Origin of the sequence: Micromonospora sp. NPDC049204, assembly GCF_040647935.1 — a bacterium.
Lineage (GTDB): Bacteria > Actinomycetota > Actinomycetes > Mycobacteriales > Micromonosporaceae > Micromonospora.
This window is the reverse complement of record NZ_JBEZDC010000011.1, coordinates 216,283-241,805: the sequence shown is the minus strand read 5'-3', so window position 1 is coordinate 241,805 and position 25,523 is coordinate 216,283. Positions and strand designations below refer to the sequence as shown.

The window sequence follows — 25,523 nt, the reverse complement described above, 5'->3', positions numbered from 1 at the left end:
TGATCAACACGGGCCGGCGGGCTGGCGGGCCGGCGGGCTGGGGGGCGGGGGCGGTGGGTCAGGTGTGGGCTGGGGTTGGGGTTTTGGCGGCCGCGTGGAGGCGGAGGACGCCTGCGGCTGTCGCCCCGGTGCCGGTGATCAACACCAGCGCGACCATCACCCGGGCGATCTCGGGTGGCCAGGGCACCGGGGCGATGGATCGGGCGAACACGGCGGCGTTCGCCGCGCCGGCGAAGAGCGCCAGGCAGGCCCCGGCCAGCGCCACCGCGAAGTCGGCGGCCGGGCGGCGGGCCAGCGCGTAGCAGCCGGCGGCGATCGCGCCGAGGCCGGTGAGCAGCGACCAGATCTGCCCGGACAGCAGCCCGAGCGTCACCCCGCCCACACCCTGGGCGCCCGCGTCCAGTTCCCGCCCCACCGGGTACACGACGGCCACCACGCCGCCCACGACCAGCAACGTGCCCACCGCGGACAACGCGCGGGCGCCGGCGGGCGAGGCGGCGGCGAGCAGGCCGAGCGCGCCCACCGCGAGCAGGCCGACGATCGTCACCGCCCACCAGGTGTACGCGTCCGGTGGCGGCACCCAGTCCACCGTCCCGCCGATCGTCACCTGGTCAGCGCCGTCCCGCAGGGGGATCGTCCAGTCCCGGACCCGGTGCTCGCGGTCCGGTGCCGCGCGTACCGCCGCCGGTGGTGCCGACTCCTGCCACAGTGCGCGTTGGTCGTGCCAGCGCACGGTGGTCCCGTCGGCGACCCGCCGCCAGGTCGGCGGGGCGGCCGGGTCGGCGTCGGCCGGGAGCGCGGTGTCCCCGGCGATGGTGCGGTTCAGGTAGGTGGCGGGGGAGCGGCTGTTCTCGAAGACCCCGTCCGGGGTGATCCGCAGGTACGGCTCACCGGAGTAGCCGACGACCTCGACGGCCCGGCCGGTGTCGTTGGTCAACTCCAGTCGGGCGCCCGCCTCGACGACGCGTACCTCCAGCCCTGGCCGCTGCGGTGTGACCCCGGTGGTCCGGGTGCGGTAGTCGGTGCCGTCGGGGGCGTCCGCGCCGTGCGCGGCGGCGGGCGCCGCGGTGAGCAGGGTCGCCACGCCGGCGGCGGTGGCGACCAGGCCGACGCGAGCCAGCAGGGTACGGATCACTTGCCGGCCGCCGCCACGGCCGCGGTGAGGCTGTCCGGGGTGGGGTTGGTGAGCGGCTGACCGTTGACCATGACCGTCGGCGTGCCGGTGACGTCGCTCCGGCTGGCCTCGTCGGTGACGTGGTCGGTCCACGTCTTGTACGTCTTGTCCTTGACGCAGCCGCCGAACGAGCCCCGATCGAGGCCCACGCCGGTGCCGATGTCGATGAGCTGGTCGTCGGGGAGGCCGGCGCTGCCCTCCGGCGGCTGCCTGTCGAAGAGCGCCTTGGCGTACTCCCGGAACTTGCCTCCCGCCGCGGCGCAGCCGGAGGCGGCCGAGGACCGGGTGGAGTAGTCGGTGGTGGAGAAGCGGTTGAGGAACGCCACCGGGTGGTAGACCACCTTCGCCTTGTTGTCGGCCACCAACTGCTCGAGCGTCGCCCCGGTGGCCTGCTCGAACTGCTTGCAGACCGGGCAGAGGAAGTCCTCGTAGACGTCGACGGTGACCGGTCCGCCACCGGTGACGATGCCGGTGCCGGCCGCGTTCGCGCCGGGTGGGGTGGTGAAGGAGTCGGAACGCTGGTTGGTCCAGACGGTCCAGCCGACGACACCGGCGATGACCAGGACGACGACCGCCGCGGCGGACACCCAGACCGTGCGGCGACGCCGTCGCTCGCGGGCGAGTTGCTCGCGGACCACCCGGGCGGCGTCCCGCTTTCCCTTGCGACTACTCATCCTCGTCCTCCACAGCGGGTTCGCCGGACAACCACCCGTCCACCGATACCGGCGTACGCGGCCAGACCAGCAGAAATCCGGCCAGTACCAAGAATCCCAGGTCCCGCAGGATCTCCGGGAGGTAACTGGGTGCCTGCCCCTCGCCCAACTGCCCGCCGCTGCCGAAGCAGCCGCAGTCGATGGCCAGCCCACGTGCCCAGGCCGAGGCGATCCCCGCGATGAAGACCACCAGCAGCGCGGCCGACACCCCGGCGACGAGCCGGGTGGCCAGCCCGAGCAGCAACAGCACGCCCAGCGCCAACTCGACGAAGGGCAGGGCCGCGCCGACCACGGTCGCCAGGTCGTACGGCAGCACCTGGTACGCGTTGACGGCTCGCCCGGAGGCGGCGAGGTCACCGACCTTCGACGCGCCGGCGACGAGCCAGACGGCGGCGAGGCCGAGCCGTGCCGCCGTGGCGAGCCAGGGCCGGACGACCGGCCAACGGCCGACCGGGGGGGAGGGTGCAGTCACGCTCATTGTGTCGTCCCGTCTGCGCCGGAAGTTCCCCGCTCAGCCGGTCAGGGCGTCGCCGACCGCCTCGACCAGTTCGTCGCGGGCCCGGGCGACCCGGGATCGGATGGTGCCCACCGGCACCCCTTCGACGGCGGCCGCCTCGGCGTACGACAGGCCGAGCAACTGGGTGAGCACGAACGCGGCGCGCCGCTCGGCGCTGAGCCGGCGGACCAGGTCCGCCGCGCCGAACTGGCCGGCCGGGTCCGGGTGCGGGCGGTCGGTGTACGCGTTCGCGGCCAGCCGCTCGTCGAGTCGGCGGCGGCGGATCACCGTGCGCAGGTGGTCGGCGCAGGCCCGACGGGCGATGCCGAGCAGCCAGGTGCGGACGCTGGAACGGCCCTCGAACGCGGGCAGCGCCCGAAACGCCCGCAGGTAGGTCTCCTGAGTCAGGTCGTCGGCGCTGTCCGGGTCGACCAGGGCGGCGGCGAACCGCCAGACCTCGGTCTGGGTCAGCCGGACGAACGCCGCCTGGGCGCTCGGGTCACCGTCGCGCGCGCTGAGCGCCCACTCGGTCGCCGGGTCCCGGGCGACGGCACCGGCCGGCTCTGCCGGACCGGCGGCACCGGTGTCACGCGGGACGGGGATCACGACAAACCAGGTTACGCGGCGCCCGAGGCGGCGTCACGGTCCTTCGGTTCCTGGATGGTCTGCACCACGTCGGGAACTTTTCCCCCACCGGAGCCGACTACCTCCGCATGACACGCGATCCCTCCCGCGCGGCACGGGCGGCTGAGCAGAGTTGAGCCCTTTGCCCGACTCGGCTCGCCGAGATCCACACCGGTCGGCGACCATGGCTGGCATGACTGTCGCCCCCCGCCGCTGGATCACCCGGCTGGCTGCCGCCGCCGGCCTGCTGGTCACCGTCGTCGCCCTGTTGATCGCGCCAGCCACCCCGGCCAGCGCCCACGCGGTGCTGGAGAGCACCAGCCCGGCCGCCTCCTCGGTCGTGCCGAGCGCGCCGTCCGAGGTGGTCCTCCGGTTCAGTGAGTCGGTCCGCAAGGTTCCCGGCAAGATCAGGGTCATCGCGCCGGACGGGTCCCGCGCCGACCGGGGTGAGCCGTCCTTCGACGGCGGCGAGGTGCGCATCCCGGTGGACCCGGCCGGCGGGCGCGGCACCTACCTGCTCAGCTTCCGGGTGATCTCCGCCGACAGTCACCCGGTGTCCGGGGCGTTCACCTACTCGGTCGGCGCGCCCTCGACACCACCCGTCGACTCCGGCACGGACAGCCGCGCCAACCCGGTCGTGGGTACGGCGGTGAAGGTGGCTCGTTTCCTCGGCTACACCGGTCTGGTGCTGCTGGTCGGGCCGGCGCTGGTGCTCGCCGCGCTGTGGCCGCGACGGCTCTCCCGGCGGGGGCCGGCGCGGCTGGCCTGGACCGGCCTCGGCCTGGTGGCCGTCGCCACCCTCGCCGACCTGTGGTTGCAGGTGCCCTACACGGCCGGCGGTGGCCTCTTCGACGTGACCGGCGAGGGGTTCGGCAGTGTGTTCGGCAGCACCTTCGGCACCGCCCACCTGGTCCGACTCGGCCTGCTGGCGGCCTCCGTCTTCCTGCTCCGGCCGCTGCTGACCCGGCCGGTCGGCCGCGCCGACGCGATCATCCTGGCCGTGCTCGGCGGCGCCGCCCTGCTGACCTGGCCGCTGGCCGGGCACCCGGCGGCCTCCCCGGCGCCGGCCGTCTCCGTGGTCGTCGACGCGGTCCACCTGGGCAGCATGGCGGTCTGGCTGGGTGGTCTGCTGATGCTCGCCGCGTTCCTGCTGCGCCAGGCCGACGAGCGGGAGCTGGGCGCGATCCTGCCCATCTGGTCGCGGTGGGCGGCGCTCGCCGTCTCGGCGCTGCTGCTCGCCGGCACCGTTCAGGCGCTGATCGAGGTGGCCACCCTGCAGGCGCTGTTCGACACCACGTACGGGCAGCTGCTGCTCACCAAGATCGCGCTGTTCGCGGTGGTGATCGCCGTGGCCGCGTACTCCCGGCAGTTGGTGCGTCGGCGCATCGCCGCGCAGCGCCCGGCGCCGGTCCGCCGTGCGGTCTGGGTGGAGTTGGCCGTCACCGTGGTGGTGCTGAGCCTGTCCGCCACGCTCGTGCAGACCACGCCCGCCCGCACCGCCGTGGCCGGGCCGTCCAGCACGGAGGCCGGCCTCTTCAGCACCAAGCTGTCCAGCTCGCTCTACGACATGCAGATCGAGGTGAGCCCGGCCCAGCGGGGAAACAATTCGGTGCACCTGTACGCCTACGACAAGAACAACCAGCCGCTGCCGGTGGTGGAGTGGAAGGCGACCGCCGCGCTGCCCTCGGCCGGGATCGAACCGATCGACGTCCCGCTGCTGCCGTTGACGGACAACCACGCCTACGGCGACATCAGCCTGCCGGCTTCCGGTGACTGGCAAATCAAGATCACTGCCCGAACGACAGACATCGACCAGGCCACGGTGACCGCCACCGTGCCGATCCGTTAGAGAGGTCCGCGAAACCCATGACCCGATTCCGGCGTACCGCAACCGCCGCTGCCGCCCTGGCGTTCACCGCCGCCGCCACCGCTGTGCTCGGCGTCGCCGGACCGGCGTCCGCGCACGTCACGGTCAACCCGAAGGAGGCGGTCCAGGGCGGGTACGCCCGGGTGGCGTTCCGGGTGCCCAACGAGAGCGACACCGCCTCGACCAACAAGATCGAGGTGACCCTGCCGGAGAACGCTCCGGTCGGCTCGGTGTCGACCATGCCGGTGCCCGGCTGGACGGTCGCGACGGAGAAGCGCAAGGTGGACCCGCCGATCGAGGTGCACGGCAGCCAGCTCACCGAGGCGATTTCCAAGATCACTTGGACGGCCACCGGCGACGCGGCGGTGAAGCCCGGCCAGTTCCAGGAGTTCCCCGTCTCGATGGGGCCGCTGCCGAAGGTCGACTCGATGGTCTTCAAGGTCCTCCAGACCTACTCGGACGGCGAGATCTCGCGCTGGATCGACCCGCCGGCGCCGGGTGCCGAGGAGCCGGAGCACCCGGCGCCGGTGCTCACCCTGGCCGCCGCCGCGGCACCCGCGGGTGCGCCGGCGCCGAGCGCCGCCGCCGTGTCGTCGCCCGACGACGACGATGACGACGACGGCAACGGGCTCGCGGTCGGCCTCGGTGTGGCCGGTCTCGTCGCCGGGCTGGCCGGTCTGGTGCTGGGCGGGCTGGCGTTCTCCCGGAGCCGTCGGGAGCCGGTCGCCAAGTCCTGACCCCCGTCCCACCCGCTGGCCCGCCGGAACCCTCCGGCGGGCCAGCGCGCTTTCCGCGGTCGGACCGTGCGGTGCAGTGGATATTCCCTGATCACCGCGCCTGCGTCGGTAAGGTCGGCCGGGTATCTGGCTACGGAGGGAGACGGTGCGAATGCGTGTCGTGCGGGCAATCGTCGGTGTGCTGCTGGTGGCCATGGGGATTCCGGCGCTGTTCGCCGGTGGCGCGTTGTGGTTGGTGACGCGACACGCCGACCCCGACGGGTCCTTCGCCGCCCGCTTCGAGACGCTCCGCACGCCCGGTCACGCGGTCGTGGTCACCGACCTCGACCGCCTGCTGCGCCAGGAGGCGCCGTTCGCGCGTACCGGGGAGACCCGGCTGCGCCTGGACGCCAACACCTCGGGCGGCCCGGCCTTCGTGGGGCTCGCCCCCACCGCCGAGGTGCGTGGCTGGCTGGCGCCGGTGCCGCACGCCGTGGTCCGTCGGGTGGCGCTGGCCCAGGGTCCGCTGCCGGTTCGGCTGGACCCGGCCGGTCCCGCTGCGGGCGGTCCGGTCGATCCGGCCGCCGTCGTGCCGGTCGGCCCGCCGGATCGGCCGTCCTGGGTACGCCAGGGCGTCGGCTCGCTGGAGTGGAGCGCGGACGACCTGGCCGAAGAGCCCATGAGTCTGGTGCTGATGCGCCCCGACGGTGCCGCCGACCTGGCACTGGACCTGCGCGTCGAGGTGCGGGCGGGGTGGACCGGCCCGGCCACCTGGAGTCTGCTGGCCGCCGGCGTCCTGCTGGTGGCGTGCGCCCTGCTGCTCCTGCTGCGACCGTTGCGCCCACGCGAGGTCATCTTCGTGGTGGAGCCGGATCAGGTTCCGGTGCTCGCCGGCCGGCTCGGGGTCACCTCGCTGAGTGGGCTCGGTGCCCGGGATCCCGCGCCGGCCGCGCCGTTTCCGGCCGTGCGGCAGCTCACCATGGTCGGTTCGGGTGCGAAGGCCACGACCCGGCCGGTGGCGGTCGACGAAACGGCGGGTGGCCCTCCGCGCTGCCGACGCGGAGGGCCACCCTCACCGGGGGATCGGTGCTACCCGAGCGGCGCTTGAGGTAGATGAGCCCAGATTAGCGCTAGTGGCGGCTACTAGGTAGATCTGTCCAGTTGGTGCGATTTTTCCTGGGGTTGCGGTTGGTCGGCGGGTCGGACGCGGCGCAGGCGCACCGGCAGGGTCGCCAGCAACAGCAGGCTGAGCAGCACATAGGTGTTCTGCAACACGAAATCCGCCGGGTCGTGCGTACGGACCGCTCCCGCGCCCCATTCCTGGAACGTCACCACGCCGTAGACGATCACGGCGGTGGTGACCAGCGCGAACCCCGCCAACCACCGACGCCTGCGTGCCTCGTCCGGGCGGTCGGCACTCAACGCCGCGTCCGCGAGCAGCACCACCGCCGGCACGAACCAGTAGATGTGGTGGGTCCAGGTGATCGGGCTGACCAGCGAACCCACCAACCCGGTCAACGTCAGGCCCGTCACCAGGTCACCGGCGCGCGCCGCGCGGGCGGCCCGCCACAGGCCGTAGGCGGCGACCACGGCGACCACCAGCAGCCAGAGCAGCCGGTCCGGCTTCTCCGGTGCGGTGAACCGGCTGAGCAGGCCGAACAGCGACTGGTTGCCGACGTAGTCGGTGCGTCCCACCCGGTCGTTGTCCCACAGCTCCTGGGTCCAGAACCGCCACGAGTCACCCGGAGCGATCGCCGCCGCGAGCAGGGTCGCCGCCGCGGCGGTAGCGCTCGCCACCGCGGCGGCCCGCCACCGTCGGGTGGCCAGCAGGTACACGATGAAGATGCCGGGAAAGAGCTTGAGCGCCGTCGCCAGCCCCACGCCGACCCCGGCCCAACGCCGTGCCTGCGGTACGGCGAACAGCAGGTCGGCCAGGATCAGCACGACCAGCAGCATGTTGATCTGCCCGAAGGTGATCGTCTCGCGGGTGCTCTCCACGGCAAGCACCAGCAGCACGGCCACGGTCAGCGTGAACGCCCGGGGCAGGTCGTGCCGGGCGATGACCGGCATCATCAGCCAGCGGGTGGTCAACACCACGGCCAGCACGGTGAGCACCGTGAAGATCGCCACGGTGGCACCGAGCCGCAACAGGCCGAACGGCCACAGCAGCAACGCGCTGAAGGGTGGGTAGGTGAAGTACAACTCGCCCTGCACCCGGTCGGGTTGGACGTAGTCGTAGAGCGGGTGGCCGACACGCCACCAGTCGACCGCCGACATGTAGATCTTGAGGTCGAGGAATTTGTGGTTCAGGCCCGGCAGGTAGAGCGCTGGCAGCACGGCGATGAGGGCCACCACCGTGACCAGGCGACGGACCGTACGGCCGCCGGGATCGTCGTCCGTGACGGCGGGCGGTGCTACGGGATCGGCTGGCACCCCGAAACCCTAGCGGTCTGGTCCGCCGAGAGCGCGCAGCCGCGGGGCGTGGGCTGCGCGTAGGCTGTGCCGGTGGCTGATCTCCTTGTCTGGATCGACTGTGAGATGACCGGGCTGGACCTTGGCAGGGACAAACTGATCGAGGTTGCGGCACTGGTCACCGATCCCGATCTCAACGTGCTGGGTGACGGGGTCGACGTGGTGATCCACGCCGACGAGGTGGCGCTGGAGGGGATGCCGGAGATCGTCCAGACGATGCACGCCAAGTCCGGTCTCACCGAGGAGGTCCGCCGTTCGGCGGTCACCCTCACCGAGGCGGAGGACCTGGTCCTGGACTACGTCCGCACCTTCGTCAAAGATCCGCGGACGGCTCCGTTGTGCGGCAACTCGATCGCCACCGACCGGGGCTTCATCGCCCGCGACATGCCCCGCCTCGACGCCCACCTGCACTACCGAATGATCGACGTCTCGTCGATCAAGGAGCTGTGTCGGCGCTGGTACCCGCGCGTGTACTTCGGCCAGCCGCAGAAGGGCCTCGCGCACCGGGCGCTGGCCGACGTCCGGGAGAGCATCCGGGAGTTGGAGTACTACCGGCGGACGCTCTTCGTCCCGCTGCCGGGCCCGGACGTCGAGACCGCCAAGGCGATCGCCGCCGAACTCTGACCCACGCGCGGGCGGCCCCGGATACCCGCTGGACGGGGCCGGCTGCGGTGCGGCTATTATTGGTCCGCACCCCGCCCGGGGCGATCGACCGGGCGACGGCGGCATGGTGGCTGTAGCTCAGTTGGCAGAGCACCGGGTTGTGGTCCCGGTTGTCGTGGGTTCAATTCCCATCAGTCACCCAGTTGGTTGTGCTGCTCAGGCCCCCTCTTCGGAGGGGGCCTGAGTCGTTGTAGGGGCGAGATGGGGACCACGCGAAAGCCCCCTCCGCAGAGGGGGCTTCCGGTCGCTCAGGTCAGGCGGTCGGCGTCGGTGACGGGGTGACCGCGCCGTCCGGGGCCGGGGTGGTGGCCGGGTCGGCCGGCGGCTCGTACGGGACGGCGCTGCCCTTGACGTACTCGTCCCAGCTCATGTTCCAGTCGGTCCAGCCGTTGCCGTTCTGCAGCTTGCGCTCGGTGCCCTTGACCGTGATCGGGTCGCCGACCCGCGTGTTGCTGAACAGCCAGTTTCCGTTGGCCATCGACACGTTCACGCAGCCGTGCGAGACGTTCACGCTGCCCTGCTGCCCCTCGGACCAGGGTGCCGCGTGGATGAACTCCCCGCCCCAGGTGAGACGCTGCGCGAAGTCGATGTTGGTGCGGTAACCCTCCTCCGGGCCGAGTTCCTCCATCGTGTCGAAGACCGTCTTGCGCAGCTTCTCGATGACGACCATGGTGCCGCTCGACGACGGGGTGCTCTTCTTGCCCAGGCTCACCGGGATGGTCTTGATCACGGCGCCGTCGCGGGTCACCGTCATCCGCTTGTTCTTGTTGTCCACTGTCATGATCAGCGACGGGCCGATCTTGACGTCCACCGCGAGGTCGGAGCGGCCGTACCAGCCCTCACCCATCGGCAGGCCGCCGGCCTGCACCCGGTAGGAGACCTTGCTGTTGGCCTTCCAGAACTCCTTCGGCCGGTACCGGACCTCGGTGGGGCTGACCCAGTGCCAGACGCCCTCCTGGGACGGCGTCGAGGTCACCGTCATCCGGCGCTGCACGTCGTCGCGGTAGTCCTCCGGGACGGCCCGGCTGAACTTCACGATCAGCGGCATGGCGACCCCGACCACCTGGTTGTCGCCGAGGAAGCTGCTCACGCGTACCTGATTGGCGGGCTTGGCCATGGTGGTGAAGGTGTTGGTCGCGGTGGCCGGACGGCCATCGTCGCCGGTGGCGGTCACGGTCGCCGTGTAGCTCGTGCCGTACGCGAGGGCGCCGGCCGGCTGCCACGTCTTGCCATCCGCGGCGACTGCGCCCTCGACCGTCTTGCCGGCCGCGTCCTTGAGCTCGACGGCGGTCTGCATGGCGTCCTTCGTGGTGAAGGTGATGCCGGTCGAGGCCGGCACGTCCTTGGCGTCGGCCGCAGGCTCGCTGATCGTCGCCGCGGCCTTCGGTGGCGGGCTCTCGCCGCCGCCGTGCCACGAGGACGGCTTACCGCCGTCGCCGCTGGTGCAGGCGGCGGTGAAGGCCAACGCCACGGCGAGGAAACCCGCCGCGAACACGCGACGTCGCCCACGGTGCCTGATCAGCTGATCCTGGCTAGCTCGCATGATTCCCTCACAGTCGTGGTCGCTGCCCCATCGTCTCCTACTGACGCGCCAGAGCCGGGCCGGGTTGCCGAGGGTGAACCGAAACACGCCGATTATTCTGCCGGATTCTTGCTACTATCCGGCGTTTCGCGAGTATGGCTCGTTTCCGTGCGGGGGCGGTGGGGTCGCCGCGGCGTCGTCGCCTCGCCGGAGTGCAAGGGTACGCCGGCCCCGCCAATGGCGGGGCCGGCGCGAGAAGGCCGACACGCTCAGAGCAGGGGGCCGGCCCCACCACTGGGTACGGGCAGCGCGCTGCCCTTGATGAACGCCGACCAGCTCAGGCTCCACGCCGTCCAGCCGTTGCCGGCGCCCAGCTTGCGCTCGGTGCCCTTCACCGTGATCGGGTCACCGATCCGCGTCTTCTCGAACAGCCACCGGGCGTTCACCATCGACACGTTCACGCAGCCGTGCGAGACGTTCTGCCGCCCCTGCACGTGCTCCGACCAGGGCGCGGCGTGAATGTACTCGCCACCCCAGGTAAGCCGCTGGGCGAACTGGATGTCGGTCACGTAGCGGTTGGCCGGATCCGGGTCGTCGCGGGTGTCGAAGGTCGTGGCCTCCTTCTTCTCCATCACGACCATCGTGCCGCTGGAGGACGGCGTGCTCTTCTTGCCCAGGCTCACCGGAATGGTGCGCACCAGCGCGCCGTTCTCGTACACCATCATCTTCTTGCTGGCGTTGTCGACCTTCATCTGGAACGACCGGCCGATCTTGGCAGTGGCCTTACGGTCCATGTCGCCGTACTTGCCGTTGCTCAGCGGTATCCCGGCCAGGGCGATCCGCACCGTGATGGTCGTGCCGGGCTTCCAGTACTCCGGTGCCCGGTAGTACGCCTGCGTACCGTTGTCGACCCAGTGCCAGGCCCCCGGCTGCGGCGGATCGGTGCGGACGAACATCCGCTTCTGCACCGCCGCCCGGTCCTTCTTCGGGATGCCCGGATGGAACTCCGTGACCACCGGCATGGCCACCCCGTAGCTCTTGTCGTCGAAGAGGTACAGGCCGGATCCGATCGTCGACTTCGGCTTGGCCATCGTGGTGAAGCTGCTGGTGCCCTGGCTGCTCGTCCCGTCGGCCGCGTCCGCCGTCAGCGTGGCGGTGTACCGGGTGCCGAACTTCAGCGGGGCGGACGGCACCCAGGCGGAGCCGTCGGTGCGCAGTTTGCCCTCCACCGCGCCCCCGCCGTCCGCGGTCAGGGTGACCGCGGAGACCTTCCCGCCGTCCGGCAGCTTCGCGCTGATCTCGGTGCTCACCGGCCGGTTGTTCGCGCCGTTGGCCGGGCTCAGTGTGAGCGTCGGCACGCTTGGCGCGTCCGGCGTGGTTGGTGTCGGGGGCGCGGACGAGCCAGGCGCGGCGCCCGCGTCCGCCGCCGGCGTTCCACCGACGAACGTCGGGGTCTTCTGCTTGTCGCCGCACCCGGTCAGTGCCAGCGACGCCACCAGAGTCAGAGCGCCCACCACCGCCCCGGCTCGCGTGAACCGTGTCATCCCCACCTCTGTTCTCGCGTACCTGGCGGACATCGTGCCGCATCACCGCCTCAACCCACCCCCCCGTCCCGAGCGCGAGGGCCGGTTTGTGGCTTTTTGCCCGCAAAGCTCGACCGAAGGGGGGAGCCGGGTAACCGGATTGGAGCCCGGCTCGGGCGGGTGCTAATGTTTTCTCCGTTGCCGAACGAGCGCCGCTAGCTCAACTGGCAGAGCAGCGGACTCTTAATCCGCGGGTTCGGGGTTCGAGTCCCTGGCGGCGCACCAACGATCAAGGCCCTGACCGAGGTTCATCCTGGGTCAGGGCCTTGTCGTATTTCCGCTGGGGCTCGGCACCGGCACACGTGCTCGGACACGCAAGCCTTCGGGCGCGGGGGACCACCTAAAAGGTCGGGCTCCATCTGCTGATCTTCCCCGAGCTGTCGATGTGGTGCACCCGCGGACACCGCCCCACCGGTGGTGCGGCGCGCTGTGCGACGGAGCCGAGGAGACGCACGGTTGCCCGCCCATTGGCCGGCATCTATAGTTGCGCGGATCACAACAATCATGGCCGTGGTGGTTGCGGCCGGTTCGTCGAAGCGCTTCGACGATCCGTCGTCCAGGCCCGTCAGCCGGGTGTCGAGCCTGGCCACACCGGTCGGGGCGTCCGCTGGGCGTCTGTCGTACGACCTGAGGAGAAGCAAATGGGGAACAAGCGCCTTCGGCGCGGAATCGCCGTGCTCGCGCTCGTCCTACTGGCTCTACCGGCCGTTCCCGGCACCGCCCTCGCCGAACCCACCTACCCGTTCCGCGACCCACACCTGCCGGTGCAGGCCCGGGTCGACGACCTGCTCGGCCGGCTCACCCTCGACGAGAAGATCTCCTGGCTGCACCAGTACCAGCCAGCCGTTCCCCGGCTGGGCATCGGCCTGTTCAAGACCGGCACCGAGGCCCTGCACGGGGTGGCCTGGTCGACCGACATCGACAACAACGGCGCTGTCGTCAAGGCCCGCAGCACGTCCTTTCCCCAGCCGGTCGGCATGGCGAGCACCTGGGACACCGACCTGATCAACCGGGTCGGCTCCGCCGTCGGCGACGAGGCGCGCGGCTATCACGCGCAGAACCCCCGGGTGTGGGGTCTCAACCTCTGGGCACCGGTGGTCAACCTGCTGCGTGACCCCCGCTGGGGCCGCAACGAGGAGGGCTACTCCGAGGACCCGCTGCTCACCGCCGAGATGTCCACCGCGTACGGCTCGGGGATGACCGGCGGCGACCCCGACCACCTGAAGAGCGCCCCGACCCTGAAGCACTACCTGGCCTACAACAACGAGATCCGGCGCGACGTCACCTCGTCGAACGTGCCACCTCGGGTGCTCAACGAGTACGAACGCGCCGCGTTCCAGCCAGCCATCGCCGCCGACGCGGCGACCGGCGTGATGGCCGCGTACAACCTGATCAACGGACGGCCCGCCACCGTCGATCCGGACCTGGCCACCGTGGTACGCGGCTGGACGGACCAGCCGCTGCTGAACGTCACCGACGCCTGGGCACCGAACAACCTCGTGGCCTCCCAGGGGTACTACGCCACCCAGCCCGAGGCGAACGCCGCGATCGTCAAGGCCGGCCTCAACAGCTTCATCACCGACGACACCAACGCCCAACCGACGGTGACGGCCATCAAACAGGCCCTCGCGACCGGCCTGCTGACCGAGGCGGACATCGACGGCCGGATCCGGGAGATCCTGAACGTGCGGTTCCGGCTGGGGGAGTTCGACCCGGGCGGTGGCCGTTACGGCGGCATCACCCCGGACGTCATCAACAGCCCGAAACACCAACGGCTGGCCCGACAGGCCGCCGGCGAGGCGATGGTGCTGCTGAAGAACTCCCGACAGGCGCTTCCGCTGGACCCGGCCCGCACCCGCAAGGTGGCCGTGCTCGGTCCGCTGGCCGACACCCTCTACACCGACTGGTACGGCGGCGACCTGCCGTACCAGGTGACCGCCCTCGACGGGATCCGCGAGCGGCTGGGTAACTCCGCGAGTGTCAGCGGGCTCGACGGGGCGGACCGGATCGCCCTGAAGGACGCGGCGACCGGCAGGTACGTCACGGCCACCGGCACCACCGACGCCGACCCGGTCGCCGCCACCGGTGCCACGGCGACGCCCGAAGCACAGTTCGACGTGGTGGACTGGGGCCAGGACGTGGTGACGCTGCGCAACGCCGCGAACGGCCGCTACCTCGGCTACAACTGGGGGCCGTTCATCACCCGCGACGAGCAGCCGAACGGCTGGTACGTCCAGCAGCAGTTCAAGCTGGAGCCGCAGAACGACGGCACGGTGGTGCTGCGCTACGTCGGCTACGAGACCAAGGAGAGCTGGTTCGCCCCCGAGAAGTACGTCACGGTCGGCGACGACGGTGCGCTCAAGCTCGGCGCGTCCACCCCCGCTGCCGCGACCCACTTCAGCCGCGAGGTGATCAGCAGCGGAATCGACCGGGCGGTGGCGGCGGCCAGGGCGGCCGACACCGCCGTACTGGTCGTGGGCAGCAACCCGTTCATCAACGGACGCGAGGCGCACGACCGCACCTCCACGGCCCTGAGCGCCGGCCAGGAGGCACTGGTCAAGGCCGTCGTCAGGGCCAACCCGCGTACGGTTCTGGTGCTCCAGACCAGCTACCCGGTCACCCTGACCTGGGAGCAGGAGCACGTCCCGGCGATCGTGTGGACCACCCACGCGGGCGCCGAGACCGGGCACGCCGTGGCCGACGTCCTGTTCGGCGACCGCAACCCGTCCGGCCGGCTCACCCAGACCTGGTACCGCTCGGACGGGCAACTGCCACCGGACCTGCTGGAGTACGACATCATCTCGTCCGGGCAGACCTACCTGTACAGCACCGCGAAGCCGCTCTACCCGTTCGGCCACGGGCTGTCGTACTCCCGGTTCCGCTACGGCCAGGCGCGTACCGGCGACCGGCCGGTCGCCGCCGACGGCACCATCACGGTGAGCGTCGACGTGACAAACACCGGCAGCCGGGCCGGGTCCGAGGTGGTCCAGCTCTACACCCACCAGCGCACCTCGCGGGTCAAGACCCCGATCCGTCAGCTCAAGGCATTCCAGCGGGTGGAACTGTCACCCGGGCAGACCCGGACCGTGACGCTGCGGCTGCCCGCCGCCGACCTGGCGCACTGGGACGTCACCCGCAGCCGGTGGGTGGTCGAATCGTCCACCTACGACATCATGGTGGGGGCGTCCGCCGAGGACATCCGGGCCCGCACCGCGGTTCGGGTCCGCGGTGAGACGGTCCCGGCCCGGGACCTGTCCCGGCCGACCCGGGCGGAGAACTTCGACGGGTACGCGGGGGTCCGGCTGGTCGACGAGACGAAGGCCCAGGGTACGGCCGTCGGCGCCACCGCGGCGGGCCAGTGGATCTCGTTCAGCGGTTCGGCTCTGCGTCCGGGCGCCGACACCCTCACGGCCAAGGTCGCCAGGGCCGGCGCGGACGCCGGCACGATCCAGGTCCGCCTGGGCTCGCCCACCGGCCGGCTGCTGGGCACGGCCACCGTGCCCAGCACCGGCGACGACTACCGGTACGTCAACGTCAGCGCCGAGTTGGCCCGCGCCGCCGGCACCCACGACGTGTACCTGGTGTTCGACTCCCCGCTGCGGCTGGCCGAGTTCTCCATCAGGTGACCGGAACCCGGGCCGGGACGATCGTCGTCCCGGCCCGGGTCGGCACGCCCCGGGCCTTCGGCTCGAACCTGGTCACCGGCAGTGGCGCGTGGGCCGGGGGTTGCCGGGCCGGCCGGCCCGGTGCGGTGTTAACGTCTCATCCCGTTGCCGGCGAGCGCCGCTAGCTCAACTGGCAGAGCAGCGGACTCTTAATCCGCGGGTTCGGGGTTCGAGTCCCTGGCGGCGCACCAACGATCAAGGCCCTGACCTGGTGTTCAACGCCGGTCCGGGGCCTTTTGGGTACGTCGGCCTGCATGGTCGGCCGCGAGGGCTGGACCGCGGGTTCGTCGGTGACGCGGCCGTCCCCCGCGAAGACCCGGCGGCACCGCGAGACCGGACAGGTCGAGCGGTCCGGGCCGGTACGGTCCGAAAAGCAGGTGGAGTATGGACAGTGCCCACCCGTGTCGAGCCGATGCCTCGCGGAGCTCGTGGTGGCGCTCGACCGCTGACACTCGCCGGTCCGCGGCCGCCGGTGTCGACTCGACGTTCACCAGCGGAGTGCACCTCGCCCTTGGCGTCGTCTCGGCCACGTTCCTCGCCGGGGCGGTGCTGGCGCGCGGCGGTTCTGCTGCGTCCGGTCTCCCGCTAAGGTTGTCAACAATCTCATACGGAAAGGCGGACTCCTCTTCAATGGACACCATTCTCCTCACCGATGCCAGCCGCATTATCGCCGGGGTCGCGCTCCTGACCATCGTCACCATCGAGCTCGGTGGATTTCTCATGACCCGGATCGCGAGCGGCGCGGTGGAGATGACTTCGTTCCAGAAATCCTTCGCCCGCGCCGGCCACGGCCATGCCGGTGTGCTCGTGACATTGAGTTTGATCTGCCTCGTGCTGGCCGACCTCGGCAATGTCGACGGTGCTGCCGGCTGGATCGCCCGGATCTGCATCCCCTTGTCCGCGGTGGTGATGTCGGCCGGCTTCTTCGCCGCCTCGGCCGGGCGTGACCGCACCACCCCCAACCGGTTCATCCTGGTGCTCTACCTGGGCGCGGCGTTGCTCACCGTCGGGGTGGCGACCCTGGGCATCGCTCTGCTCGCCGCCTGACCACGCACCCGTCGACATGCCGGCACCCCCCGCGGGGGGTGCCGGCATTCGTCGTCTACATGGGCCGGACCCTGTCCGAAAGCGGAATCGGCACTGGCGCCGAGCGCTACGGCGAGGTCGGGAGCCGCCCTGTGTAGTCGGGATCCCGCACCACTGCCGATCTCTGACGGGGTCCGTATCGGCCCGGTCCGGCGCCGCCTTCCGCGGTACCCGGGCCGGGCCCCACCATGTCCGCCGCACGTGGGCCGGGACCGGTCAGGCCCTGAGCGGACATGTCGAAGACCTTCCCTCGCCGGCGTGGGTGCGCCTTATTGGGCCCATGACCGGAGGCGCCGCCGGGATTAATGCAAAGAATGAGCGACGACACGCGATCGGGGAAACAAAGCGCGGAAGCTCATTTTGGTCGCCCGGAAGTCGTGGCAATCTACGGGGCGATGAGCGCGTCGTGCGGAGCGGTGATGCCGGCCGCCTCGGGTTTGCCGCGTTCGAACAGGACTGATCCACAACCGCTTTTTTTCATGATCCCGGGACGGGCGGGGATCGGACAGCTCCGCCGGCGAGCATCCTCGGTGTCGACAGCCCGCGAGCCGGACGATGTTCGCCTCCGGTCTACGGGGTATAGCTGACCGGATGAAGAAGACCGTGTACGCGGCGCTGGCCGGCGGCCTGGCGCTCACGCTGACCGCCTGCTCCTCCAACGGGCCGGCCGCCCCCGTCCCGTCCGGGACGACCGTGCCGTCGCCCTCCGGCTCCACTCCGGCCGCCGGTCCGGCGCTGGCCGACACGGCCGTGCGTGCGCTCGCCGGCACCGACACCGATCCGTTCGATCAGGTCCGGCGGTTGCAGGCGCCCCCCGGCTGGAAGGTCGACGTCTGGGCCCGGGTGCCCGGCGCGCGGCTGCTGGCCTGGACGCCGGACGGTCGGCTGCTTGTGTCGCGCCCCCGCTCGGGCGATGTGCTCGCGCTGGTGCCGGGGAAGGACGACGCCGCGCCGACCCGGGGGACGCTGATCAGCGGGCTGAACCAGCCGCACGGGCTGGCCTTCCGGGGCGACACGCTCTACGTGGCCGAGAGCGACCGGGTCGACAGCTTCACCTACCGTACCGGCGTGCTGTCGGACCGGCGCGTCGTCGTCGAGGGGCTGCCCGACGCGAAGAGCCCCGAGCTGCGAGGCACCTATGCCCATGCGCTCAAGAGCGTGACGGTGGGCAGGGACGGCGCGGTCTACGTCTCGATCGGTTCGACAGGCAACGTGTCGGTCGAGGACCGGGACGCGGTCCCGCAGCGGGCCGCCGTGCTGCGGGTGTCGGCCGGCGGTGGGCGGCCCGAGGTCTTCGCCCGCGGCGTCCGCAACGGCACCGGGCTCGCTGTCGACCCGGACGGTGCGGTGTGGACGGCGGTCAACAACCGGGACAACGTGGCGTACCCGGTGGACCGCGACTACGACGGCGACGGCACGGCCGACCAGGGGCGCACCCTCCAGGCGTACGTGAACGACCACCCGCTCGAACCGTTGGCCCGGCTGACTCGGGGCCGCGACCTCGGCTGGCCGTACTGCAACCCGGACCCCGACGTGGAGCTGGGCGCGAAGGACTCGCCGTTGAGTTACACCCGACGGCCATTCGTCCGGGATGTCCAGCACAACTCCGACGGCGGCAAGCTCGACTGCGCGGCGCTCCCCCCCGTCGAGCAGGGCCTGGCCGCCCACTCGGCCCCACTGGGGCTGAGCTTCACGGGGTCGCCGGGCCTGCCGGGCGGTTACGGGTCGGGTGCCCTGGTCGGTGTGCACGGCTCCTGGAACCGGACACCGCCGCGGGCTCCGCAGGTGTCATTCTTCCCCTCGCGCGCAGGCACCCTCGGCCCGGAGCAGGTCGTGCTGACCGGGTTCCAGGCGCCGGACGGCTCCCGCTGGGGCCGACCGGTCATGGCCGTGCAGGGCCCCGATCGGGCGCTGTACGTGAGTGACGATCTCGCGGGCGCCGTCTACCGGCTCACCGCCCCCCGAGGGTGATTCGGCACTCGCCCGTGCCCGTGCCCGGTCGGGCGCTGAAGCGACGTAGGGCGGAACGGATGCCCCGGTGTCGGCCGGTAGGGCTGGTGCCTGGGTGTGACTGTGCGGCATGTCCGGCTGATCCGCCGCGGGTGTGCCGAACGGGATGAGGGTGCCGTCCACGTCGAGGAACAGCAATGGACGCGGCGCAGGGTCGGGCATGACCCAAGAGGCTAGCCCTCACCGAGCCGGTCCGATCACACCTTGAGGACGTCCACGTCGTACAGCGCTATCGACGCGTCGCGGGAGGCCAGGGTCAGACTCTCGGTGATCGCTTGGGCCACCAGCATGCGGTCGAAGGGGTCGCGGTGGTGCGCTGGCAGGCGACCGGCGGCGATGGCGTGGGCGTGGGTCACCGGGAGTTCCTGGAAGCCCATGTCCCTTACCCGCTCTGCGAGGTCAGGGGGTCCGCCGAGTTTCCCCGCGCTCTGCTTGATGGTGATCTCCCACAGGGTGACCGGGGAGAGGAAGATGTCCGGCTCGTGTCGCAGTCGGTCGAGGAACTCAGCGCCGAGGGTCGAGTCGCCGGTGATGGCCCAGAGCGCGACGTGAGTGTCCAGCAGCAGGGTCATGCGCCGATGCCGAAGTCGGTGGCGATCTCGGCGTTGGTCTCTGGTGAGTCCCAGTCGCCGGATAGGTCGAGTTGGCCGGCGAGGGAGCCGACTGCGGTGCGGTTGGCCCGCCGAACCAGCGGTACGACCTTCGCCACCGGGGTGCCCGCCCGGTCGATGATGATCTCCTCGCCGTGTTCCACCCGTTCGATGATGCGCGACAGATGGGTCTTGGCGTCATGCATGTTGTAGTGCACGGCCTCAGCCGACATGGCGTACCCCCTCGCTTAGCTAAGGGATTAGTTTAGCCTGCTTGGCCGTGTGCGCCAGCAGCTTGGCTGTCTGCGGTCGGGTCGCCGGACGCCGTCCGAGTCGGCGCGCTGGGCAGGGTCGAGGGTCGATGGATCACCACGTGGGCCGCATTCGGGACGACATCCGCTGACGCTTGACATGACCTGTCAAGTGCTTGACGATGGGCGTCAAGCGAAGGGGATTGGTGTGCCACCAGCTAATGCGGAACTTGTCGCGCAGCTCCTCAGGTTGATCGAGGTTCGGCTGCTCGATCCTCTGGAGATCCTGGTCGACGGTGACCCGGCGATCGACTCGCTGCGGGCCGTCGTGCGGGACCGGGCACACTCCTGGGCCGCCACCATGGTCGGTGGTGACGAGCAGGCCGCCTACGGCGTGATCGTCCGGGCGATCTCGACGCTCTATCCCGGCGACGCCCCGTTCCACCCGCCCCTCGACTGGTGGCGCACCCCGCTCGGCCAGATCGTCGCGCGACGGGTGGGCCACCCCACCGCCGAATCGGTGTCGTACGCGGTGGCCGGCGCCATGCTCGGCATCACCCGCCAGGGGGTCCACGACCTGGCCGCCCGCGGCAAACTCGCCCGCCATCCCGAGGGCGGTGTGCTGTCCGCCGCCGTCCGCGACCGACTACTCCGGGAAGGAACCCGACATGCCTGATTCCCTCCTCAGCTCAGGCGGCGTGCCGATCGCGTACCGCGACCTCGGTGGACCGGGACCCTCGCTGTTGCTGCTGCACGGTGCGGGCGGCAACCTCGCCCAGCTGACGACGCTGGCCGAGGAGTTGCGGCAGGCGTACCGGGTGGTCACCGTCGACCTGCGCGGCCACGGGCGGTCCGGCGACGGCCCGTGGCGGTGGGACGAGGTGCTCGACGACCTGGCCGCCGTCGCCGACGGCCTCGGTCTCGACCGCCCCGCGGTGGTCGGGGTTTCCCTCGGTGGGATGCTGGCCGCCCTCTGGGCGCAGCGTCACCCGGAGTGCCCAGGTGTCGTCAGCCTGGACGGAAATCCTCCGCCGAGTCGCCCGGAGCACCTCGCCGGGATGGACCCGGGGCAGGCGGCAGCGGCGCTCGCCAAACTGCGGGCGGCCTTCGACGGGATGGCCGCGATGCTGGCCGAGCCGCTCACCGCCGAACAGTTGGCCGCGGCGCTGGCCGGGCAGCGGGCGATGGCCCTGCGGTACGGCGCCGATCCGGCGGACTGGGTGGCCGCCTTCGAACGGAACCTCGTGCCGGGTGACGACGGCCGTTACCGGCTGCGCCCCGATCCGACGGTGACCGGACAGTTGCGGGAAGCGATGGAGTCCCTCGACCTGGTCCCCGCCTACCGGGATGCCCGGTGCCCCCTGCTGCTCGTCCTCGCCACCGAGGACCTACCCGAGCAGGAACCGTTTCACGAGGTGTACGTGGCCTACCGCCGGGCCACCCTGGAACGGCTTGCCACTGTGGACGGCCCACACCTGCGGGTGCTGCCGTTGGCCGGCGCCAGCCACGCGATGGTCGCCGAACGCCCGGCGGAGCTCGCCGCCATCGTCACCGACTTCCTGCACGAGGCAGCTCACGGCTGAGCCGGGAGACTCGGCCGTCGCGCGTGCGGCGCAGCCGCGGATTCATCGGACGATGCCAGTGGGGCGTGGGGCGGGGGTCGGGCGTTCTGCCCGGTACGAGCGCCTTTGCGCATTGACCACTCTTAATTGACTGTTGCAGTCGTCACACGTTCGACATACAGTCCGGGGGAGAGCTTCGTAGCGATTGGAAAAAGAGTGCGGTCGGGCAACAGCACCCCTCCGCCAGTCCTTAGTGGCGTCGCTGTTCCGTGCTCGTCGCTCGATACCCACATTCGGCATCCCGTCGACGGCAAGTGAAAGGAACAGCACGTGAAATCAGCAATTTCCACCGCTCGAACGTCATTGTTGGCGCTCGCGGTGTTCGTCTCGGCCGCAGTGCCGGCCGTGCTGACGAATCAGCTGCCGGCCGCGGCCGCGGTTCAGGCGACCTACTATGTCGCCCCGGACGGCAACGACGCCAACGCGGGGACGATCGAATCCCCATTCAAGACGCTGCAACGCGCGCGGGATGTCGTCCGTACGGTGAACACGAACATGACCGGTGACATCAGCGTGTTGCTGCGTGGTGGGAGTTATCCGATCAGCAGCACCGTCGAATTCGGCACGAGTGACTCGGGCACCAACGGATTCCGGATCAGCTACGGCGCCTACCCGGGTGAGAAGCCGGTCCTCGACGGTGGTGTCCAGGTGACCGGGTGGACCCAGCACAGCGGCAACATCTGGAAGGCGCCGCTGGACCGCGCCAACAAGCTGCGTGCGCTGTACGTCAACGACAAGCGTGCCGTCATGGCGTCCAAGACGATCAGCTCGGGGGGCTGTTACGGGACGTACACCATCACGGCCAACCAGGCCGCGTGGGCCTGGGAGTCGGGATCGCAGTGCGATGGCGCCAAATACAGCCTGAATGATTTCCCCGCCGTTCCCCGCAACCAGGACGACATCGAGATCGAGACGGGCACGACCTGGACCACGGCCATCGTGGGCGTCCGCCAGGTGACCACGAGTTCCGACGGCGCGAACCGGGTCGCCCTGTTCCAGCAGCCGGGTGCGGCGATCGCCCAGGGCTCGTTCAACGGCAACGCCCAGGTGGGTGGCACCCACAAGCTCATGAACGCGTACGAGTTCCTGGACGCGCCCGGCGAGTTCTACTTCGACAAGGGCACCAAGACGGTCTACTACTACAAGGCCAGCGCCGACAACATGTCGACCGCGACTGTCTACGCGCCGAACAACGTCACCAACCTGCTGCGCGTCGCCGGCACCTCGACCAGCAGCCACGCGCGCAACATCACGTTCTCCGGGCTGACGGTGCAGCACTCCGACTGGAACCTGTTCAACGTCGCCGGCTCGTCCTTCAAGCAGGCGCAGCAGGGCAACCTCGGTGCCCAGGTGTACGCCAAGGGCAACTTCCACGTCTACTACTACCGGAACGTGGACGTGACGCCCGGCATCATCCAGATCCAGAACGCCGACGGGATCCTGCTGCAACGCAACCGGATCCAGCACACCGGCGCCGACGGGATCAACATGATCAACGACGTGCAGGGCACGCAGTTGATCGGCAACCACACGAACGACATCGCCGGCTCCGCGATCACCGTGGGCCATCCGCAGCACGTCTACATCGGAGACGGCACGTCGACCAACCGCGAGAAGTTCTCCGCGCAGGTCGAGGGGCTGCCGAAGAACATCGACATCAAGAACAACTACCTCTACGACAGTGCCGTCCTGTTCAACGGGCACAGCCCCATCTCGGCGTACTTCGCCGACACCCTCACCATCCAGCGCAACCGGATCGAGAAGACCACGTGGTCGGGTATCACGATGGGTTGGGGCTGGTGGAACTTCGACGGATCGTCGGGCTCGATCGTGCCCAACCGGCCCACCACGACGGCCCGAAACAACAACATCAGCTACAACCACATCATCGACACGGTGCAGCGTCTCAGTGACACGGCCCCGATCTACACGCTCGGCAGCCAGCCGGGGACGATGATCACCAACAACTACCTCCAGGGCGTGCCGTCGGGCCACAAGTACGGCCTCCACCCGGACGAGGGATCGGCGTTCATCACCTTCCGTGACAACGTCCTGAGCATCGACAAGAACGTCACCTGGATGATCAATTCCGACGACTTCGGCCGGAAGCACGATCTGAGCATCACGCAGATCTACGGCCCGATCAACAAGGTCTCGAACAAGAACCTGCCGAACAGCACGGTCGCCGACATCCTCGTCTCCTCCGACTATGTCTGGCCCGCGGCGGCGTACAGCATCGCGGCGAATTCCGGCCTGGAGGACGCGTACCGGGACATCGTCCCGGCGAGCACCTTCTCCGCGCCGAACTACGTCCTGCCGGCCAGCACGTTCGTCACCAGTGCCACGGCGTCGATCCCGATCCGCAGCACCGGTGACGCCACCAAGTCGGTCTGGCTGGCGCCGTCCGGCACGACCACCTTCACCGCCGGGGCGACGATGACCAGGGCGGCCGGCAACGCCACCTCGATCGCCGTGCCGACGACGCAGGGCGAGTACCGGCTCTACGTCGTCGACGCACAGGGCAACCGGTCGGCGGAGTCGACCTTCATCGTCCGGCAACAGCAGGGCGGCGGCGGCACGGGGGCCGGGCAGCTCGTGGGTGGCCAGTCCGGCCGCTGTGTCGAGGTGCCCAACTCCTCGACCACCAACGGCACCCAGGCGCAACTCTGGGACTGCTCCACCGGCGCCAACCAGCGCTGGACCCAGACCGCCAGCAAGCAGCTGACCGTGTACGGCAACAAGTGCCTGGACGCGTCCGGGGCCGGCACGGCCAACGGCACCGCGGTCATCATCTGGGACTGCCACGGCGGCACGAACCAGCAGTGGAACGTCAACAGCAACGGCACCATCACGAACGCCCAGTCCGGGCTCTGCCTCGATGCCAACGGCGCCGCCACCGCCAACGGCACCAAGGTGATCCTCTGGTCGTGCAACGGCGGCGCGAACCAGCGGTGGACGCTGCGTAGCTGACCGACCAGACCCCGGGGCCAGGCCGACACGGGCCTGGCCCCGGGCTATTTCTGGTATCCGTAGTTGTCGCAGGTCCGGCGGCTGAGGACACAGTTCTTGGTGCGCTTGTTCATGGTGGCGACATCCCACATCACGAACGCGTCGCCGTGCATCGACGAGGCGCTCTTGCCCTCCTTGTCGGAGGAGAGGTAGTAGCCCGCCGGGGTGCCCTTCGCCGGGTACCGGATGTCGAAGGTGATCGCCGGGATCCGGACCGGATGGCTGGGCGGGCAGGCGTTGCCGCTGCCGTACGCCACATGGTCCTTGTGGTTGGGGCTGTCCAGGTGCTTGCCGTCCCAGCAGTCGGGGAACTGCATCATGAAGTGCAGCGTCGCGTCCCCACCGCAGATGGGCCAGTTGCCGTTGGTGCTGCGGGCGACGCCGTCGAGGTCCCCCGGGCCGTAGAAGGCGCAGTAGAACTGCCCGGTCGCGCCGCGCGGTGTCGGCTTCTTCTTCTTGGCGTCGCCGGAGATCATGCGCAGGCCGTTCGGCATCGGCATCTGGCCCGTCGAGTTCTTGGCGAGCGATCGGTAGTAGACCCGGAAGCCCGTGGTCTCGACCGGCTTGCCCGTCGCGTTGTCGTAGAGCGTGGGCACCCAGTAGGCGGAGTGGTCCTGTACCGGCTTGCAGGAGGTGGCCGTGAACTTCGTCAGGTCGCCGGCGACGGTGTTCGCGTCGACGGCCTTGTTGCCGACGAAGGAGTGCATGTGTGAGGCGCCCGGTAGGCCGGGAGCGACGATCGGGTCATCCGGCAACCGGTGGCTGTACTGGCAGTCCGCGCGGAACTCCGGGAGGTTGCCCACACCGGCCGGGACCGGGTCGATCGCCAACGCCTGGTACGCGTCGGCCTGCGCCTTCCAGGCCGCGCGGTCGACGGGAATCCAGCCGGTGGCGGGGATCGCCGGCGCGGCGGCGGTCGACGGGGTCGCGCTGGTCGACGGGGTCGCGGCGGTCGACGGGGACGTGGACACGGTCGGCGGCGCGGAGTCCGACGTTGCCGCGCCGGACCGTGGCTGCCCGGCCGACGGCGACGGGTACTGCTGGGCGTTGGCCGCGTTCGACGGCTCGGGCGTCACTCCGCCGTTGCTGAGGTACACGCCCCCGGCCGCGACCACGAGTAGGACCGCCGCTGCGGCGGCCACGCCGAGCTTGTTGCGGGCCGGCCACCCCGGAGGGCGATGACGTGACGGCGGCGGGCTCTCGTACGACACCTGTCACTCCCAACGAGCCGACATGCGGCTGACCCGAACGGCCACGGCCGCCGAATGGTAGGTGCCCGCCGCCCGTACTCGACACTTTCTTAAACTTTCCTTAAAATGCGCGGACCTGAATGTCCATACAGGTCAGTGCGTCGTTCCTGGCCACGGACGCGGTCCCGCCGAATGTTGCGGATTACCGTTCCCGCCGGTGAGATGTATCGCTTTCCCGATCGGTCGAACGTGAAGGTTGCCTCGGGCTAC

Annotated in this window: 19 protein-coding genes, 3 tRNA genes and 1 pseudogene; 13 read left to right on the top strand and 10 right to left on the bottom strand. The window is 70.3% G+C overall.

Features of this window, described 5'->3' with window-relative positions; translation table 11 throughout:
* Positions 1–58: 58 nt before the first annotated feature.
* From AB0A90_RS22065 to AB0A90_RS22050, 4 genes are read right to left on the bottom strand one after another with little or no spacing between them, the layout of a single operon-like run.
* Positions 59–1,135: a hypothetical protein gene (locus tag AB0A90_RS22065; protein WP_357250885.1), complete on the bottom strand. Its 1,077-nt coding sequence runs from the start codon at positions 1,133–1,135 to the stop codon at positions 59–61.
* Positions 1,132–1,848, bottom strand: coding sequence for a thioredoxin domain-containing protein (locus tag AB0A90_RS22060; RefSeq protein WP_357250882.1), 717 nt, complete (start codon positions 1,846–1,848; stop codon positions 1,132–1,134). The genes AB0A90_RS22065 and AB0A90_RS22060 overlap by 4 nt, the downstream gene beginning before the upstream one ends.
* Positions 1,841–2,365: a MauE/DoxX family redox-associated membrane protein gene (locus AB0A90_RS22055; RefSeq protein ID WP_357250879.1), complete on the bottom strand. Its 525-nt coding sequence runs from the start codon at positions 2,363–2,365 to the stop codon at positions 1,841–1,843. The genes AB0A90_RS22060 and AB0A90_RS22055 overlap by 8 nt, the downstream gene beginning before the upstream one ends.
* 33 nt (positions 2,366–2,398) lie before the next feature.
* Positions 2,399–2,989, bottom strand: coding sequence for a sigma-70 family RNA polymerase sigma factor (locus tag AB0A90_RS22050; RefSeq protein ID WP_357250876.1), 591 nt, complete (start codon positions 2,987–2,989; stop codon positions 2,399–2,401).
* 202 nt (positions 2,990–3,191) lie between these two features.
* Here AB0A90_RS22050 and AB0A90_RS22045 point away from each other — a divergent pair, with 202 nt between their 5' ends.
* From AB0A90_RS22045 to AB0A90_RS22035, 3 genes and pseudogenes are all read left to right on the top strand, one after another.
* Entirely contained in the window at positions 3,192–4,856 is a 1,665-nt protein-coding gene (locus AB0A90_RS22045) for a copper resistance protein CopC (protein WP_357250874.1), read from the top strand.
* Positions 4,857–4,873: 17 nt separating this feature from the next.
* Positions 4,874–5,611 carry a YcnI family protein gene (locus tag AB0A90_RS22040; RefSeq protein ID WP_357250871.1) on the top strand — a complete coding sequence of 246 codons (738 nt, stop codon included), beginning with the start codon at positions 4,874–4,876 and terminating at the stop codon, positions 5,609–5,611.
* Positions 5,612–6,302: 691 nt separating this feature from the next.
* Positions 6,303–6,741: pseudogene (locus AB0A90_RS22035) on the top strand (hypothetical protein); the annotation flags it as partial.
* Here AB0A90_RS22035 and AB0A90_RS22030 read toward each other — a convergent pair.
* Positions 6,734–8,023: a glycosyltransferase family 87 protein gene (locus AB0A90_RS22030; protein WP_357250868.1), complete on the bottom strand. Its 1,290-nt coding sequence runs from the start codon at positions 8,021–8,023 to the stop codon at positions 6,734–6,736. The pseudogene AB0A90_RS22035 and the gene AB0A90_RS22030 sit on opposite strands and share 8 nt — an antisense overlap.
* Before the next feature lie 66 nt (positions 8,024–8,089).
* Here AB0A90_RS22030 and orn point away from each other — a divergent pair, with 66 nt between their 5' ends.
* Together orn and AB0A90_RS22020 are read left to right on the top strand one after the other, a co-directional pair.
* Positions 8,090–8,686 (top strand): oligoribonuclease, encoded by a 597-nt coding sequence (orn, locus tag AB0A90_RS22025; protein ID WP_357250865.1) that lies wholly within the window; start codon positions 8,090–8,092, stop codon positions 8,684–8,686.
* 106 nt (positions 8,687–8,792) lie between these two features.
* A tRNA-His gene (locus AB0A90_RS22020) sits at positions 8,793–8,865 on the top strand.
* Between the two features lie 113 nt (positions 8,866–8,978).
* Here AB0A90_RS22020 and AB0A90_RS22015 read toward each other — a convergent pair.
* Both AB0A90_RS22015 and AB0A90_RS22010 read right to left on the bottom strand, forming a co-directional pair.
* Positions 8,979–10,268, bottom strand: coding sequence for an Ig-like domain-containing protein (locus AB0A90_RS22015; RefSeq protein ID WP_357250862.1), 1,290 nt, complete (start codon positions 10,266–10,268; stop codon positions 8,979–8,981).
* Between the two features lie 248 nt (positions 10,269–10,516).
* Positions 10,517–11,791, bottom strand: coding sequence for an Ig-like domain-containing protein (locus AB0A90_RS22010; RefSeq protein WP_357250859.1), 1,275 nt, complete (start codon positions 11,789–11,791; stop codon positions 10,517–10,519).
* 188 nt (positions 11,792–11,979) lie between these two features.
* On the opposite strand from AB0A90_RS22010, the gene AB0A90_RS22005 reads away from it, so the two are divergent.
* The 5 genes from AB0A90_RS22005 (at position 11,980) to AB0A90_RS21985 (ending at position 18,552) form a co-directional block, all read left to right on the top strand.
* Positions 11,980–12,055: transfer RNA gene (locus AB0A90_RS22005), tRNA-Lys, on the top strand.
* Positions 12,056–12,471: 416 nt separating this feature from the next.
* Positions 12,472–15,456 (top strand): glycoside hydrolase family 3 C-terminal domain-containing protein, encoded by a 2,985-nt coding sequence (locus AB0A90_RS22000; RefSeq protein WP_357250856.1) that lies wholly within the window; start codon positions 12,472–12,474, stop codon positions 15,454–15,456.
* A gap of 154 nt (positions 15,457–15,610) precedes the next feature.
* Positions 15,611–15,686: transfer RNA gene (locus tag AB0A90_RS21995), tRNA-Lys, on the top strand.
* A 439-nt stretch (positions 15,687–16,125) separates the two neighbouring features.
* Positions 16,126–16,542 carry a hypothetical protein gene (locus AB0A90_RS21990; protein WP_357250853.1) on the top strand — a complete coding sequence of 139 codons (417 nt, stop codon included), beginning with the start codon at positions 16,126–16,128 and terminating at the stop codon, positions 16,540–16,542.
* 630 nt (positions 16,543–17,172) lie between these two features.
* Positions 17,173–18,552, top strand: coding sequence for a gluconolaconase (locus tag AB0A90_RS21985; protein WP_357250850.1), 1,380 nt, complete (start codon positions 17,173–17,175; stop codon positions 18,550–18,552).
* A gap of 236 nt (positions 18,553–18,788) precedes the next feature.
* Here the strand turns inward: AB0A90_RS21985 and AB0A90_RS21980 are convergent, their stop codons facing one another.
* The gene (locus tag AB0A90_RS21980; protein ID WP_357250847.1) at positions 18,789–19,163 is read right to left on the bottom strand and encodes a type II toxin-antitoxin system VapC family toxin; all 375 of its coding nucleotides are present in this window, start codon (positions 19,161–19,163) and stop codon (positions 18,789–18,791) included.
* Positions 19,160–19,414 carry a type II toxin-antitoxin system prevent-host-death family antitoxin gene (locus AB0A90_RS21975; protein WP_357250844.1) on the bottom strand — a complete coding sequence of 85 codons (255 nt, stop codon included), beginning with the start codon at positions 19,412–19,414 and terminating at the stop codon, positions 19,160–19,162. Before AB0A90_RS21975 ends, AB0A90_RS21980 begins: the two co-directional genes overlap by 4 nt.
* Before the next feature lie 226 nt (positions 19,415–19,640).
* Between AB0A90_RS21975 and AB0A90_RS21970 the strand changes: the two genes are divergently transcribed.
* From AB0A90_RS21970 to AB0A90_RS21960, 3 genes are all read left to right on the top strand, one after another.
* The gene (locus tag AB0A90_RS21970) at positions 19,641–20,108 is read left to right on the top strand and encodes a hypothetical protein (protein ID WP_357250841.1); all 468 of its coding nucleotides are present in this window, start codon (positions 19,641–19,643) and stop codon (positions 20,106–20,108) included.
* Positions 20,101–21,015: an alpha/beta hydrolase gene (locus AB0A90_RS21965; protein WP_357250838.1), complete on the top strand. Its 915-nt coding sequence runs from the start codon at positions 20,101–20,103 to the stop codon at positions 21,013–21,015. The genes AB0A90_RS21970 and AB0A90_RS21965 overlap by 8 nt, the downstream gene beginning before the upstream one ends.
* A 309-nt stretch (positions 21,016–21,324) precedes the next feature.
* The gene (locus AB0A90_RS21960) at positions 21,325–24,024 is read left to right on the top strand and encodes an RICIN domain-containing protein (RefSeq protein ID WP_357250835.1); all 2,700 of its coding nucleotides are present in this window, start codon (positions 21,325–21,327) and stop codon (positions 24,022–24,024) included.
* A gap of 44 nt (positions 24,025–24,068) precedes the next feature.
* On the opposite strand, the gene AB0A90_RS21955 is transcribed toward AB0A90_RS21960, so the two are convergent.
* The gene (locus AB0A90_RS21955) at positions 24,069–25,274 is read right to left on the bottom strand and encodes a DUF1996 domain-containing protein (protein ID WP_357250832.1); all 1,206 of its coding nucleotides are present in this window, start codon (positions 25,272–25,274) and stop codon (positions 24,069–24,071) included.
* Positions 25,275–25,523 lie beyond the last annotated feature (249 nt).